This is a genomic window from Pseudomonas sp. S35 (genome assembly GCF_009866765.1).
Classification (GTDB): Bacteria; Pseudomonadota; Gammaproteobacteria; order Pseudomonadales; family Pseudomonadaceae; genus Aquipseudomonas.
In genome coordinates, this window is sequence record NZ_CP019431.1 from 2249505 (window position 1) to 2265160 (window position 15656).

At 60.0% G+C, this 15656-nt stretch carries 11 protein-coding genes and 4 tRNA genes; 9 read left to right on the plus strand and 6 right to left on the minus strand.

From position 1 onward, the window contains the following. Window positions 1-83: 83 nt before the first annotated feature. Window positions 84-1232, plus strand: a complete 1149-nt coding sequence (locus tag PspS35_RS10255) for a TDT family transporter (protein ID WP_159934086.1) — start codon at window positions 84-86, stop codon at window positions 1230-1232. 68 nt (window positions 1233-1300) lie between these two features. Continuing rightward, window positions 1301-3175 carry an MFS transporter gene (locus tag PspS35_RS10260; protein ID WP_159934088.1) on the plus strand — a complete coding sequence of 625 codons (1875 nt, stop codon included), beginning with the start codon at window positions 1301-1303 and terminating at the stop codon, window positions 3173-3175. A 100-nt stretch (window positions 3176-3275) separates the two neighbouring features. Here PspS35_RS10260 and sugE read toward each other — a convergent pair whose 3' ends face one another. The 3 genes from sugE to rdgC all read right to left on the minus strand — a co-directional run bounded on the left by sugE (window position 3276) and on the right by rdgC (window position 5736). Then, window positions 3276-3590, minus strand: a complete 315-nt coding sequence (sugE, locus tag PspS35_RS10265) for a quaternary ammonium compound efflux SMR transporter SugE (protein WP_017136389.1) — start codon at window positions 3588-3590, stop codon at window positions 3276-3278. 105 nt (window positions 3591-3695) lie between these two features. Further along, on the minus strand, window positions 3696-4661 hold the full coding sequence (locus PspS35_RS10270) for a bile acid:sodium symporter family protein (RefSeq protein WP_159934090.1): 966 nt from the start codon (window positions 4659-4661) through the stop codon (window positions 3696-3698). A 154-nt stretch (window positions 4662-4815) separates the two neighbouring features. Next, window positions 4816-5736, minus strand: coding sequence for a recombination-associated protein RdgC (gene rdgC / locus PspS35_RS10275; RefSeq protein WP_159934092.1), 921 nt, complete (start codon window positions 5734-5736; stop codon window positions 4816-4818). Between the two features lie 159 nt (window positions 5737-5895). On the opposite strand from rdgC, the gene PspS35_RS10280 reads away from it, so the two are divergent. From PspS35_RS10280 to PspS35_RS10295, 4 genes are all read left to right on the plus strand, one after another. After that, window positions 5896-5971, plus strand: a tRNA-Val gene (locus PspS35_RS10280). 19 nt (window positions 5972-5990) lie between these two features. Continuing rightward, window positions 5991-6067, plus strand: a tRNA-Asp gene (locus tag PspS35_RS10285). Window positions 6068-6243: 176 nt separating this feature from the next. Beyond that, window positions 6244-6319 (plus strand) — tRNA-Val (locus PspS35_RS10290). Window positions 6320-6338: 19 nt separating this feature from the next. Next, window positions 6339-6415: transfer RNA gene (locus PspS35_RS10295), tRNA-Asp, on the plus strand. Window positions 6416-6578: 163 nt separating this feature from the next. On the opposite strand, the gene PspS35_RS10300 is transcribed toward PspS35_RS10295, so the two are convergent. From PspS35_RS10300 to PspS35_RS10310, 3 genes are all read right to left on the minus strand, one after another. Further along, entirely contained in the window at window positions 6579-9020 is a 2442-nt protein-coding gene (locus tag PspS35_RS10300) for a TonB-dependent siderophore receptor (RefSeq protein ID WP_238786029.1), read from the minus strand. A gap of 94 nt (window positions 9021-9114) precedes the next feature. After that, entirely contained in the window at window positions 9115-10068 is a 954-nt protein-coding gene (locus PspS35_RS10305; protein WP_159934094.1) for a FecR domain-containing protein, read from the minus strand. Beyond that, window positions 10065-10571, minus strand: coding sequence for a sigma-70 family RNA polymerase sigma factor (locus PspS35_RS10310; protein ID WP_159934096.1), 507 nt, complete (start codon window positions 10569-10571; stop codon window positions 10065-10067). The genes PspS35_RS10305 and PspS35_RS10310 overlap by 4 nt, the downstream gene beginning before the upstream one ends. A 325-nt stretch (window positions 10572-10896) precedes the next feature. Between PspS35_RS10310 and PspS35_RS10315 the strand changes: the two genes are divergently transcribed. From PspS35_RS10315 to PspS35_RS10325, 3 genes are all read left to right on the plus strand, one after another. Continuing rightward, window positions 10897-12480 (plus strand): BCCT family transporter, encoded by a 1584-nt coding sequence (locus PspS35_RS10315; RefSeq protein WP_159934098.1) that lies wholly within the window; start codon window positions 10897-10899, stop codon window positions 12478-12480. Window positions 12481-12507: 27 nt separating this feature from the next. Further along, window positions 12508-14517: a CocE/NonD family hydrolase gene (locus PspS35_RS10320; protein ID WP_159934100.1), complete on the plus strand. Its 2010-nt coding sequence runs from the start codon at window positions 12508-12510 to the stop codon at window positions 14515-14517. A 95-nt stretch (window positions 14518-14612) separates the two neighbouring features. After that, entirely contained in the window at window positions 14613-15548 is a 936-nt protein-coding gene (locus tag PspS35_RS10325; RefSeq protein WP_159934102.1) for a LysR substrate-binding domain-containing protein, read from the plus strand. Window positions 15549-15656 lie beyond the last annotated feature (108 nt).

Sequence of the window (15656 nt, forward strand, 5' to 3'; positions counted from 1 at the left end):
AGTTAGAGATATTACCCGTTATATAGATATTCGATCAGGTTCTATGATGGTCTCAACCTCATGCGAGGAAGAGGATTTTCATCATGACTTGCTCCAACACCGTCAGCTATAAGCCCTTCAGTCACCTGACCCGTCCTCGGGAAGTGATTCGCCAATTCACCCCCAACTGGTTCGCCGCGACTATGGGCACCGGCGTACTGGCGCTGGCCTTGGCGCAGTTGCCGGGCACTGTTGCGGGCCTGCATGCCGTTGCCGAAGGGCTGTGGCTGTTCACCATTGGCTTGTTCGTTCTGTTCAGCGTCTTATATGCCGCGCGTTGGGTGATGTTCTTTCACGAGGCGCGGCGGATTTTCGGGCATTCCACGGTGTCGATGTTTTTCGGCACGATTCCCATGGGCTTGGCGACGATTCTCAACGGCCTGCTGCTGTTCGGCCTGCCGCGTTGGGGCGCTGCTGTGATCCCGCTGGCCGAAGCCCTGTGGTGGCTGGACGTCGCAATGGCCCTGGCCTGCGGGGTGCTGATCCCGTTCATGATGTTCACCCGCCAGGAACACAGCATCGACCAGATGACCGCAGTGTGGCTGTTGCCCGTCGTGGCTGCCGAAGTGGCCGCCGCCAGCGGTGGCTTGCTGGCGCCGCACCTGGCAGATGCCCATTCGCAACTGGTGATGCTGGTGACCAGCTACGTGTTGTGGGCATTTTCCCTACCCGTGGCGTTCAGCATTCTGACGATCCTGATGCTGCGCATGGCCCTGCATAAACTGCCCCACGCCAACATGGCTGCATCGAGCTGGCTGGCGCTCGGCCCGATTGGCACAGGCGCCCTCGGCATGTTGCTGCTCGGTGGTGACGCACCCGCGATCTTCGCCGCCAATGGCTTGCCGGGTGTGGGCGAGATGGCCAACGGCATCGGCTTGATTGCAGGCATAACCCTGTGGGGCTTCGGCTTGTGGTGGATGCTGATCGCAGTGCTGATCACCCTGCGTTACCTGCGCGCTGGCATTCCCTTCAACCTGGGTTGGTGGGGCTTTACCTTCCCGCTGGGCGTGTATGCCCTGGCTACGCTCAAATTGGCGAATGTGCTGCATCTGACATTCTTCAACCTGTTTGGCAGTGCACTGGTGGTGGCATTGGCGCTCATGTGGCTGATCGTCGCCAAGCGCACCGTGCAAGGCGCCTATAAAGGTGAGCTTTTTGTTTCACCATGTATTGCAGGGTTAGCGAATAAGTAAGCGGGATTAGGTAAAGTCGTGGCCTGACAATCTATAAGCCTTCAGGCCACGCAGGAACACGGACGACGATGAGCCATCCTTCGCAATTCACCTTGCTGCGCACACGGCGCTTTTTGCCGTTTTTCGTGACCCAGTTACTGGGCGCCTTCAACGACAACATTTTCAAGCAATCGCTGATCCTGGCGATCCTCTACAAGCTCACCATCGATGGCGATCGCTCGATCTGGGTCAACCTGTGCGCCTTGTTGTTTATCCTGCCGTTCTTCCTGTTCTCGGCGCTGGCCGGGCAGTTTGGCGAGAAATTCAACAAGGACGCGTTGATTCGCGCAATCAAGATCGGTGAGATCGTGATCATGGCCGTGGGCGCCACGGGCTTCCTGACCAACCATCTGGAGCTGATGCTGCTGGCGCTGTTTGCCATGGGCACCCATTCGGCGCTGTTCGGCCCGGTGAAGTATTCGATCATGCCCCAGGCCCTGCGTGACGATGAGTTGGTCGGCGGCAATGGCTTGGTGGAGATGGGCACGTTCCTGGCGATCCTGGCCGGCACCATCGGTGCCGGGATCATGATGTCGTCCACCCATTATGCGCCGATCGTGGCGGTGGCGATTGTCGGCGTGGCCGTGCTGGGTTACCTGGCCAGCCGCAGCATTCCACGCGCGGCGGCGTCTACTCCGCAACTGCGCCTGGACTGGAACATCTTCACCCAGTCGTGGGCCACCTTGCGCATGGGCCTGGGGCAGACACCCGCAGTGTCGCGCTCTATCGTCGGTAACTCGTGGTTCTGGTTTGTCGGCGCGATCTACCTGACCCAGATCCCGGCGTACGCCAAGGAATGGCTGTACGGCGATGAAACCGTGGTGACGTTGATCCTCACGGTGTTCTCGGTGGGCATTGCTCTTGGTTCCATGCTCTGCGAAAAACTTTCCGGCCGTAAGGTGGAAATCGGCCTGGTGCCGTTCGGCTCATTCGGCCTGACGGTGTTCGGCCTGTTGCTGTGGTGGCACTCCGGCGGTTTCCCGCAGAACGTGCAGGCCAACGACTGGCTGGCGGTGCTCAGTTACGGCCAGGCCTGGTGGGTGTTGATCGACATACTTGGCCTCGGTGTGTTTGGTGGCTTCTATATCGTGCCGCTGTATGCGCTGATCCAGTCACGCACGGCCGAGAACGAGCGCGCGCGGGTGATCGCCGCCAACAACATTCTCAACGCGTTGTTCATGGTGGTGTCGGCGATTGTGTCGATCCTGCTGCTGAGCGTGGCCAAGCTGTCGATCCCCGAGTTGTTCCTGGTGGTGTCGCTGCTCAACATCGCGGTTAACACTTACATCTTCAAGATCGTGCCTGAGTTCACCATGCGTTTCATGATCTGGCTGCTCAGCCATTCCATGTACCGTGTGGAACATCGCAACCTGGCGGCCATCCCCGATGAGGGCGCGGCGTTGCTGGTCTGCAACCATGTGTCGTTTGTCGATGCGCTATTGATTGCCGGCTCGGTGCGTCGGCCGATTCGCTTTGTCATGTACTACAAGATCTACCGCTTGCCGGTGCTCAACTTCATCTTCCGCACCGCCGGGGCGATTCCGATTGCCGGGCGCCATGAAGATATCCAGATTTACGAAAAGGCCTTCACGCGGATTGCGCAGTATCTGAAGGAAGGCGAGTTGGTATGCATCTTCCCCGAAGGCAAGCTGACCGGCGATGGCGAGATGAATGAGTTCCGTGGTGGGGTGACGCGGATTCTGGAAGAGACGCCGGTGCCGGTGATTCCGATGGCGTTGCAGGGGTTGTGGGGGAGTTTTTTCAGCCGCGATCCGAACAAGGGGATCTTTCATCGGATCTGGTCGCGGGTGGTGTTGGTGGCGGGTGAGCCTGTTCGGGTAGAGCAGGCGACACCTGCGCAATTGCAGGCTGTAGTCGGTGTTCTGCGTGGGAGTGCAAGGTAGTGGCCTCATCGGGAGCAAGCCCTCTCCCACACTAGACCGCGCTGGTCAGAACAACTCGGTCAAATGTGGGAGGGGGCTTGCCCCCGATGGCGGTAGCGGCCTAAGCGCTGATCTTAAGCCCAACAAGCCCGCAGATAATCAGCGCCACACTGGCCAATCGAAACAACGCCATGGACTCCCCAAACAGGATAATCCCGGCAATCACCGTGCCCACCGCACCTACGCCGGTCCAGATGGCGTAAGCGGTGCCCAGCGGCAGCTCTTTCATGGCCAGCCCAAGCAGGCCAAGGCTGATGGCCATGGCGGCGATGGTCAGGGCGGTGGGTAGCGGCTTGCTGAAACCGTCGGTGTACTTCAGGCCAACGGCCCAGCCGACTTCAAACAGCCCGGCAAAAAACAGAATGATCCAGGACATGATGACCTCGCTTCTTCAGGCGGGGTCGTCCCCGGATTCAACGCTCGTTGGCGTCGCGAGGTCGTCCCCGCGAAGCCCGTAGAGTGCCGAAAACGGATCAGGCGATCAAGTTTGCGAGGTGTTCTCCAAGATGCGACGGTCTTCCTTTTCGCTCATGCGCCGGAAGTAGGTCGACAGCAGTGCCCCGGAAATATTGTGCCAGACGCTGAACAGCGCACTCGGCACGGCGGCCAGCGGCGAGAAGTGCGCACTGGCCAGCGCGGCGCCCAGCCCGGAGTTCTGCATGCCGACTTCCAGCGCCAATGACTTGCGTTGTGCCAATGGCAGCTTGAACAGGCGGCCGGTGAAGTAGCCCAGCAAGTAGCCGAAACTGTTGTGCAGCATCACCACGGCCATGATCAACAGGCCCGATTCGGCGATCTTCGCCTGGCTGGCGGCAACCACTGCTGCGACGATGATCACGATGCTGACCACCGACACCAGTGGCAATACGTCCACCGCATGGCGCACGCGCTCACCGAGCAGGCGTTGTGCGACCACGCCGAGCACAATCGGCAACAGCACCACTTGCAGGATCGACCAGAACAGTTCCATGAACGATACCGGCAACCAGGCCGAGGCCAGCAGCCAGATCAGCGCCGGCGTGAGCAGCGGGGCGAGGAGGGTGGTGACGGCGGCGATGGCCACCGACAACGCCAGGTCGCCACGGGCCAGCCAGGTCATCACGTTGGACGAGGTGCCGCTTGGGCAGCAACCCACCAGGATCACGCCGACGGCGATTTCGGGTGGCAGGTGAAACACTTGGCACAACAACCAGGCGACGCCCGGCATGATTACAAAGTGTGCGACCACGCCGAGTGCCACGCGCCACGGGTGGCGAGCGACTTCGGCGAAGTCATCGAGTTTTAGGGTCAGCCCCATGCCGAACATCACCAGGCCCAGCAGCGGGACGATGGCGCTTTTCAGGCCGATGAACCAAGTCGGTTCGAGGAAGGCCAGTACGGCAAAAATCAACACCCAGTAGGCGAAGGTATTGCCGACGAAGCGGCTCAAGGCGGCAAGTGCGCGCATGGGGATGTCCTTGTTGTTAGATTCTGGAAGTGCAAATGCGATCAAGTGTGGGAGGGGGCTTGCTCCCGATAGCGGTGAATCAGTCACACATGTATCAGCCGGCACCCACTCATCGGGAGCAAGCCCCTCCCACAGTTTTGATCTTTACAAGGGTTTAGATGCCCTGCGGGGTTTCTTCACCGCCCAGTGCTTCCACCAACGCCGGCAGGAACTCGCCGAAGGTCAGCATCATCAGGGTGAAGCTTGCATCCAGTTGGCCCAGGGCTTCGTCGCCACCGTCCTGTTCCGCCTGGTCTTGCAGCAGGTCTTCGAACTTCAGGCGTTTGACGGTCATCTTGTCGTCCAGCATGAACGACAGCTTGTCCTGCCAAGCCAGGGACAGTTGGGTCACGACCTTGCCGGTGGTCAAGTGCAGTTGGATTTCTTCGCCGGTCAGGTCCTGGCGCTTGCAACGCACAATGCCGCCGTCTTCGTGGGTATCGCGCAGTTCGCATTCGTCGAGGACGAAGAAGTCATCGGCCGGTTTCTGGGTGGTGACCCAGTCGGTCATGATCGCGGTAGGTGCGGTTTTCACGGTGAGTGGGCGTACCGGCAGGGTGCCGATCACTTCACGCAGGGTGGACAGCAAGTCTTCGGCGCGTTTCGGGCTGGCCGAGTTCACCAGGATCAGGCCCTGTTTCGGCGCGATGGCGGCGAAGGTCGACGAGCGACGGATAAACGCACGCGGCAGGAAGGCCTGGATGATTTCATCCTTGAGCTGGTCGCGTTCCTTCTTATAGACCTTGCGCATCTGCTCGGCCTCGATTTCGTCGACTTTCTCTTTCAGCGCGTCACGCACTACGCTGCCCGGCAGGATGCGTTCTTCCTTGCGCGCGGCAATCAGCAGGAAATCTCCGCTGACGTGAACCAGGGGAGCGTCTTCACCTTTACCAAAAGGCGCGACGAAACCGTAAGTGGTCAACTCCTGGCTTGCACAAGGGCGCGCCAGTTTGGTGGCCATTGCAGTTTCCAACGCCTCGGCATCAACAGGCAGATCTTGGGTCAGGCGATAGATAAGCAGGTTCTTGAACCACATGGGGTGAGTCTCTCCTTTATACAAAGGGGGGCATTATTCTCTTGATAGCGCCCCAGGCCAACCCTGCCTAAGCCATTGGAAGGCCTCAAAAAAAAGATTTAAGAAAGTGCTTGCCAGACCCTGGGTCGCTCCGTAGAATGCGCGCCACACCGAGACGAAGGGTGATTAGCTCAGCTGGGAGAGCATCTGCCTTACAAGCAGAGGGTCGGCGGTTCGATCCCGTCATCACCCACCATTCGCCTCATGTGTTACGCGCAGCGGTAGTTCAGTCGGTTAGAATACCGGCCTGTCACGCCGGGGGTCGCGGGTTCGAGTCCCGTCCGCTGCGCCATATTCGGTAACCTGGAACGCTGAACGCCAGGTCGCTATAGAAAGCCCGCTCATTGAGCGGGTTTTTTTTGCTCGAAATATGGCAAAAAATCGTGCGATAAACTTTTTTTAAATAAATTGCATTTAAATCAAGACATTACGATTTTTTGGTGTATGATGCGCCCACACCGAAACGAAGGGTGATTAGCTCAGCTGGGAGAGCATCTGCCTTACAAGCAGAGGGTCGGCGGTTCGATCCCGTCATCACCCACCATTCGCTTCAAGTGTTACGCGCAGCGGTAGTTCAGTCGGTTAGAATACCGGCCTGTCACGCCGGGGGTCGCGGGTTCGAGTCCCGTCCGCTGCGCCATATTCGGTAACCTGGAACGCTGAACGCCAGGTCACCACAAGAATCCCGCTCATTGAGCGGGATTTTTTTTGCCTGCGATTTGACATCGCTCTGCGCGGGCTTTGCCAAAGGCCAAAAACCGCCAGGAGCGGGCCCAGGCGGTCGTTGGATGGTTGAGAGTGGTTCAGAACTGGTACTTGAGGCCAACCGTTACGTTACGTGGGTCGCCGTAGAAGGCGCTGCTGTAGAGCCCATAGCCGGCGTAATACTCGCGATCGAAGAGGTTGTTCAGGTTCAGCGAAGCACTGAGGTGCTTGCTCACGTCATAACGCGCCATTAACCCCACCACCGCGAAGCTGCCTTCGTCGGCTCGCGCATCCATAGGGTAGGTAATTTCAGAGTAGGTCGAACTCTGCCACGTCACGTTGCCGCCAACTGTCAGGTCACGCAAGGCACCGTCGAGCTTATAGGCGGTGGACAGCTTGAACTGGCGCTCAGGCAGGTTCGTGTTGATCCGGTTGCCATCCTTATCCCGTGGCTGGGCGTAGGTAAAGCCCGCAAGCATCTGCCACCCTGGCGTGAGTTGGCCAGACAGTTGCATTTCAAAACCCTTGGTGGTGGTGCCACTGACGGCTTTGTAGGCGGCCAGGCCGCCAGTGCGAACGCCGTCATCGACCCCCAGGTTGTCCTGTTTGATCGTGAACACCGCAAAACTGGTGTTGAGGGCTCCGTCCAAGTATTCAGACTTGAGGCCCGCTTCATAGCTTTGGCCCGTCAGAGGTTCCAGCGCTTTATCGTTTTTGTCGAACAGCGACTGCGGCGTAAAGATGTCGGTGTAGCTGACGTAGACCGAATGGATGTCATTGATGTCGAAGACCACGCCGGCATAAGGCACGACCTTGCCGGTTTTCTTGGCGCTGTCGTCCGACGGGTCATTGGGCTTCCAGCCGTAGGTCAGGGTGCCCTCACGTTTATAGTCGACTACACGGCTACCCAGAATCACGTGCCAGTCATCCAGTGGGTTCAAGCGCAATGCCGCGTACCCGCCAACCTCCTTGATTTTGTAACCCTGGCTCTGCTGAAAGCTGAACGACTGCGGCTGGGCTGGGTTATTGCCCCAGGTGTCGTAGTTCACGTTGATGCTGCCGCCATCCAGCGACTCATAGTCAGAACGGCGGTTGCTCACATTCAAACCCACCACCAGCTCATGGGTGCGACCCAGCAGCGCAAAAGGCCCGGTCGCATAGGCATCCACGGAGTCTGAGTTGATCTTGTAGGTCACGTGACTGCGCTGCAGTTCGGCGATGCGGGTTGTTTCGTCGGGGAACGGCCCCCAACCTACGATGTTGCCTTGTAACTGATCGGTATTGCCTTTCCAGTGACTGGCCTCGACGCGCAGCATCCAGTCATTGTCGAAACGATGCTCGACACCCCCGAAATACTTGGTGCTCTGGCTGTTGGCATAGGTCCATTTCGCGGCAGGGTTCATGGACCGTTTGAAATTGGCTCGATTGCCATCCGCGTTGTACAGCGGCAGTTCGCCAAAGCTGGAACCGTCGGAATCGATGTTCTGGTAATCGATACCCGCGTACAGGGTCGTATCCGGCGTGATATCAGCTTCGCCGATGGCGTAGAACACATCCTTCTTCTGCGCGTAGTAATCGATGAACGAGTGATTGTCCTGATGAGCTGCCACCACACGGCCACGCAGCGCACCGTTTTCGGACAGCGGCCCGGAAAGGTCCATTTCCGTACGGTAGCGATCCCAGGTGCCGGCGCTGCCCGAGACATAGCCCTGGAAATCCTTGGTCGGGCGTTTGCGCACCAGGTTGACCACGCCCGCCGGACTGCCGACGCCACTCATCAGGCCTGTTGCGCCTCTTACCACCTCCACACGGTCATAGATGGCCATGTCACGCACGCCCAAGCCATTGGTGTTGGTGGTGAAGTCGGAGGTCGGGACGCCGTCGTATTGGAAACTGTCCAGGGCAAACCCACGGGAGTAGAAGTTGTAGCGTTCACTGTCGTCGTGCATCACCGTCACGCCCGGCGTCTGCCCCAGCACTTCGGCGATGGAGCCCAGGCCGTGGTCATTCATCTGCTGGCGGGTGATGACGGTCACCGACTGGGGTGTTTCCCTTAGCGACATTGGTAATTTGGTCGCAGTGCTGGTGCTGCCCGTGGTGTACGAGCCGGAGTTCTCGGTGGTCTGGCCCAATTGCTGGCCGGTGACGCTGGTGGCCTCCAGTTCGATGCTGGAACCGTCCCCCAACGGATACAGGGTGTATGAACCGTCCCCTGATACGACGGCATTGAGGCCGCTGCCGCGCAGTAACTGACGTAGTCCGTCATCAACGCCTGCGTTGGCGTTGAGTCCGGCGCTGCGTTTGCCTTCCACCCATGCAGGGTCGATGGGCAGGGTGATCCCGGCCTGGCTGGCAAATTCGGCCAGTGCGGCACTCAACGATCCGGCGGGAATAGTGTAATGGCGTGACGGTTGTTGGCCGGCTGGTTCGGCCTGCACCGTTGGGCTGGCCAGGCCCGTGACCAGCAAACCCAAGGCCGCCCCGCGTGTAGCCCGGGCCAGGGTGTGGAAGGGGTGGACGTACCGCTGTGTTTGCCGCATTGAGTGATCCCCGTCGAGTAGTGTTGGTTGTCTTTTTGATGAGGACGCACGAGTGCTGAAAAAGACGACACGGACACCTATTCGAAGGTAAGGGTCATTGTTCTTTGGCTGCGATGGTCACCCAGTAGCGGCTGCGGGTGTGGATTTGCACCGGCAGCGTCCGGGCTAGGGCGGCCAGGGCAAGGTCGGTGTCATGCAACTGGAAAACGCCGGAAATGCGCCAATCGGCCACCGCTGGATCGCAATGCAACAGGCCGGGGCGATAGCGGCCCAGTTCGCGGGCGAAGTCGGCCAGCCGCAGCTTGTCCACACGCAGTACGCCGTGTGTCCAGTCGCTGCTGTTTTGCTGCAACGCGACGATGGGCGCAATGAGCGCGCGGCTGAAATCGGTCTGCTGGCCCGCCTCCAGGCGCAGGAAATCCTTGGCCTGGGATGGGTAGACCTGCACCGCACCTTCCAGCACCGCGATGCGGGTTCTGCCGTCGAATTGGCGCACGTCGAAACGCGTGCCGACCGGACGCAACTGGCCCTCGGCAGTTTCCACAACGAGTGGGCGCTTTTCGGGATCGGCAGCGGTGCTGACCAGGATCTCTCCCGCGTAGAGTCGCACCAGGCGTTGTTGACGATCGAAGCGAATGTCGATGGCAGTGGCGGTATTGAGCATCACGCGGGTGCCATCCGGCAGGACGAAGTCCCTGCGTTCCCCCACCACGGTGCGTTGGTCTGCGCTCCATTCACGCCACGGCAGTGCGCGGTAGGCGACAGTGCCCAGCGGCGCGGCGATGATCAGGGTTGTCAGCAGTTTGAGCGCACGGCGTCGGTCGAGGCTGTCCGGTCGGCCAAGGGCTCGCACGCCCACCTCTGCGGGAATATCGTCGAAACGCGCGTGGAAATGTGCGGCCAGTTGCCAGGCACGCTCGTGGTCGGCATGGCTGGCACGCCAGCGCTCACAGGCTTCGCGATCAGTTGAGTTGGCGTTGCTTTGCAAGCGAACGAACCAGCGCGCGGCTTGGCGGGCAACGCGGCGGTCAATGGGCTGAGTGCTCATGATGGTTTCGTGGCCAGGATGATGCACTCCTCGTAGGCCCTTGCCAGATGACGTTGCACCGAGCGCACATGGATACCCAGTTGGAGGGCAATCTCTTCTTGGGTGTAGCCCTCAAGTTGGGCCATGAGAAAGGCTTGGCGCGTCCTGGCAGGCAGGCACGAGAGCACCTGATCCACCTCATGCAAGGCTTCGAGAATCAGCGCCTGGCTCTCCAGCGAAGGGACGTTCTGCTCCGGCAAGTGGGCCAACGTTTCCAACCAGGCCTGCTCCAGTGAGCGGCGCCGATAGAGGCTTATCAGCAGGCGGTTGGCGACTGTCGCCAGGTAAGCGCGTGGGCTATCGATGGCGCACGGCTTGGCGCCTAGCAGACGCATGAAGGTATCGTGCGTCAGGTCGGCAGCATCGGCACTGTTGCCTAGACGGTGGCGCAACCACCCCAGTAACCAACCGCGATGGTCGCGATAAAGGTCGCCGATATTCTGATGGGGGCTGGTAGAGGGCATGGGGTTTCTTTTTGATCAGAGAGATGCAAATGAGAATTTCTCTTATTCTATCGATGGCTTCTGCTTGGCCGCAAGGCTGGTGTTTAATCGTGCGCGCCTTGTCCTCATGCAGTGATAAGTGCCTCTGAACTGTGCCGGTACGCCATGACGTGGGGGAATACCCCCATGCCCATTGGTCGATTGCGCCCCTTGCCGCTAAAACGGTTATCTATAGCCACGCGAAGACTTCCAGGCGAACCACTGACAGCAGGACGCTGTCGTGCCCGCTTTTTAAACAATGGCCTATCAAGGCGATAAAAATAGTCTGCAAGGAGAATGGCATTTTATGAAATACCCATTACGTCCGTTGGTGTTCTGGCCAACGTTTCTGATTCTGCTGGCAGCAGTGATTGCCAGCTACATCGACCTGAATGCCTTCCTGGCGGTGAGCAAGCAGCTCAATAGCGTGATCCTGCAAAACTTCTCGTGGCTGTTCAGTGCTGGCTCGTTTGCCATGGTGGTATTGACCGGCATCGTCTATTTCTCGGCCTTGGGCAACGTGCGCATCGGCGGTGAAGAGGCTCAGCCGTTGCTCAGCAAACGGCGCTGGTTCATGGTGGCACTGTGCACCACCCTGGCGGTCGGCGTGTTGTTCTGGACCACTGCCGAACCGCTCTATCACCTGTATTCGCCGCCCACCAGCCTGCCCATCGAAGCAGGCAGCGGTGCCGCCAAAAGCTTTGCCATGTCGACGATGTTCCTGCACTGGACCATCACCCCCTATGCGATTTACCTGGTGCCCTCGCTGGTGTTTGCGTTGGTGTTCTACAACTGCCGCAGCCGTTTCTCCATCGGCGCCATGCTTACACCGCTGCTGGGCGAAGCGCGGGTCAAGCGCTATGCCGGGCTGATCGACACCCTGGCGATGTTCGCCCTGGTGGCCGGTATGGCTTCATCCCTGGGCACCGGCGCATTGACCTTGTCGGGCGGCCTGAGCCAGTACATCGGCGGCGAAACCACGCCGTTGCGGCTGGCGATCATCATCGCGATCATCGTGATCACCTTCGTCGCGTCGGCCGCCAGCGGCCTGCAACGTGGGATTGTGATGCTGTCATCGTTCAACACCTGGATCATGCTGGCGCTGGGGCTGTTCGTGCTGTTGTGCGGGCCGACGCTGTACATGTTCAGCCTCGGCGTCGAGTCCCTCGGCGTTTACCTCGACACCTTCTTCAGCCGCAGCCTGTTTACCGGCGCCGCCAGTGGCGACACCTGGCCACAGAGCTGGACGGTGTTCTACTGGTCGGTGTGGTTTGCCTGGGCGCCCGTGAGTGCGTTGTTCCTCGGCAAGATCGGCCGTGGCTACACCGTGCGCGAATTCATCCAAATCAACATGCTGTACCCGGCGCTGTTCACTGCGGTATGGATCTGCATCTTCTCCGGCACCAGCCTGTACTTCGATGCGCTGGGCGATGGCAGCCTCAACCGCGTGCTGAACGAGCAGGGCGTCGAACACGTGCTGTACCAGATGTTCCAGCAATTGCCGGCCAGCGGTTTGATGGTCGCGTTCCTGCTGTTCGTGGCGTTCATCTCATTTGTCACCGCGGCGGACTCCAGCACCGATGTGATCGCCAACCTCTGCAGCAAGGGCGTGACAGCTGACTCTGACCTGGACGGCAACCCGATGCTGAAGATTGTCTGGGGCGTGATCATTGGCACCGTGTCGTGGGTGATGGTCGCCTTTGTCGGCATTGATGGGGTGAAGATGCTCTCCAATCTGGGCGGCTTGCCGGGGATGGTCCTGGTGCTGCTGGCGAGCACTTCGCTGATCTTCTGGTTGAAAAACCCTGCCTTGCTGGACATGAAAAACCTCCAGCCAACCCATGAGGCGGATGCACGCGACGCCAGCCCTGTGCCAGCTTTTGCCCGCTGATCGTTTGAACCGTTGCTGGAGTTACTGATGGAAGTCGTCACTGAATTTGCTTACACCGTGCGCGAAATCGAGCACTGCCTGATCCCTCTCAAAGACGGCACACAGTTGGCCGCGCGTATCTGGCTGCCGGAAGTCGCCGGTTCGCAGGCCTTCCCGGCGATCCTTGAATACCTGCCGTACCGCAAGCGCGACGGCACCGCCGTGCGTGATGCGCTGACTCACCCGTGGATGGCCGGGCAGGGCTATGTGTGTGTCCGGGTGGACATGCGTGGCAATGGCGAATCCCAAGGCCTGATGGCTGATGAATACCTGTTGCAAGAGCAGGACGACGCCCTCGAAGTGATCGACTGGCTGTGCCAGCAACCCTGGTGCGACGGCAACGTCGGCATGATGGGCATTTCCTGGGGGGGCTTTAACAGCCTGCAAGTTGCTGCGCGTCAGCCTGAGGCGTTGAAGGCGGTCATCACGTTGTGCTCCACCGATGATCGTTTTGCCGATGACATCCATTACAAAGGCGGCAACTTACTCATGGAGAACTTTGGTTGGGCCGCGACCATGCTTAATTTCAGTGCCGCCGTGCCCGACCCTTTGCTGGTCGGCGATGCCTGGAAAACCCTCTGGTACCAACGCCTGGAAGCCATGCCGCTGCTCGCCGAAACCTGGCTGCGCCACCAGACCCGCGATGACTACTGGCGCCACGGCTCGGTGTGCGAGGACTATTCGAAGATCAAGGCTGCGGTGTATACCGTCGGCGGTTGGGGCGATGCCTACCGCAACACGGTTTCGCGGCTGATGCAAAACCTGCCTGGGCCGAAGAAGGCCATGATCGGCCCGTGGATTCACAAGTATCCGCATTTCGCCGTGCCCAATCCGGCTATTGGCTTCCTGCAAGAGGCCAAGCGCTGGTGGGATCACTGGTTGAAGGGCATCGATAACGCAGTGATGGATGACGCTGCCTGCACCTTTTACCTACAGGACATTCTGGCACCCAGGGGCAGTTATGCCGAGCGACCGGGCATTTGGGTGCAAACTGCCGGGTGGCCGGACCCTCAGGTGCAATGGCACGATTTCAGCCTCGACCAGCAGGGTCTCAACCCAGGCACACAGCCGTTGGCCGCACCGCGCAGTATCTGTTCGCCGCTGACCACTGGGCTGCACCAGGGCGAATACTGCGCCATTTGGTTCGGTCCCGATGGCCCGACGGACCAGCGTCGGGATGACGCCAATTCCCTGTGTTTCGACTCCCAGCCGCTGACTGAGCCTTTGGCGCTGCTGGGTGACGCGCGTCTGACGCTGCGCCTGGCCAGCGACACCGCCTGCGGGCAATTGGTCGCGCGGCTGAATGCAGTGGCACCGGATGGGCAGGTCACGCAGATCACCTACGGTGTACTTAATCTCAACCTGCGCGAAGACTTTTCCCACGTAACCCCCGTAGTGCCGGGTGAGCCGATGGACGTGCAGTTGAGCCTGGACCATATCGGCATGCGCGTTCCCGCCGGCCACCGACTGCGCCTGGCCCTGAGCACTGCCAGCTTCCCGCTGCTATGGCCCAGCCGTGAGCTGACCACCTTGACCTTGCTGCCGACCCTGCAATGCCTGCAACTGCCGGTGTTCACCGGGGATGCGGTGGCTTGCCCGTTCGAGGCGCCGCAAGCCTCCACGCCGGCGGCCCTGGAGGTACTGCGCGCCGCCGCGCCGAAACGCACGTTGATTGAAGATGTTGGCAGTGGCGAAGTGTGTGTAAAGATCGAAGATGACCTGGGCGCGGTGCGTTTTACCGACCATGGCCTGTCAGTGGACCAGCGTTGCACCGAGCGATATCACATGTTGCCTTGGGAGCCGCTGTCGGCCCGTGCAGATATCCAGTGGCACTACCGCGTGGGGCGTGATCAGTGGAATGTGGAGGTGGAAAGCTGCTTGAACGTGCACGCGGATGAGGAATGGTTCTACATCGAAGCGGAACAAACTGCCTGGGAAAACGGCCAGTTGGAACACCGACGGCAGTGGAGCAAGCGCGTGGCGAGGGTCGCGCTGTGAGTGAGCAAGTGGCAGGATGTTTGCCATCGTGATCTCGGCGGGCCTTGGTAATACCGGGCCCGTACGTGTCGCTGTATTTGCTCAGGGAATTGCTCATGTCGCGCCGAAACGTCGATCTTCCACCGCTCAACTGCCTGCAGACCTTCGAAGTGGCTGCCCGCCATTTGAGCTTTACCCAGGCGGCTCATGAACTGAACTTGACTCAGAGCGCCGTCAGCCGCCAGATCAAGCGCCTGGAAGAAGACTTGGCCCGCCCGTTGTTCTACCGTCTTGCCTTGGGGTTGAGCCTGACCCCCGCTGGGGTACGTTACTTTCGCACCGTCCAGCGCCTGCTGCGCGAGCTGGACCGTGAGTCCGCCGAACTGCGCCGCCGGGGCGCCGACCACCAGTTGACCCTGGCCAGCACGCCCACCATCAGTTCCATCTGGCTGGCTGGTCTGCTGCCGCAGTTCCAGCGGGAACACCCGGACCTGGATATCCGCATCCTGTGCAGCGAAAACCCCAGCCACCTGGATGTCAGTGAGTATGATCTGGGCCTGTTCTATCACCTGGATGAGATGGCGGCGCCTCTTGGCCTGGAGCTGACGCCCGTGTTCGACAGCGAGCAGGTGATCACGGTGTGCAGCCCGGGTTACATCGAGCGCCATGGCCCGATTCGCGACCTGCAACATCTGTTGCAGGCCCACACGTTGTTAATCGTCGAAGACCATTACCATGACTGGTTGACCTGGGCCGACTGGTTTGTCGACGCCGGCGCCCATTACCACACGCCGCGCCATGCCTTGCGCACCAATAGCTATCAACTGTTGATGCAGTCAGCGCTGATGGGGCATGGCGTCGCGCTGGGCTGGCAAAGCCTGTTGCAGAGCGAGTTGGTCGCGGGGCGTTTGCAAAAGGCTTTACCTCACAGCATGCACAGTTGTGGCCGCCTGCACTTGATGCAACCCCACCACCGCAACCCGCCGCCGGCGGCGCGCAGTTTCCGCCAATGGTTACTGGCCTATGCCGGGCGGGCGCAAGACTCTCTCTGATCGTCTGCACGCGCTGCAATCCCACTCGGTAAGGCCTGATCACGGGTGCGTTGTCGGCCGACAATCCGCGTATTCGAGGACCTCATTGCCGAGCACCTGTTTGCCTGA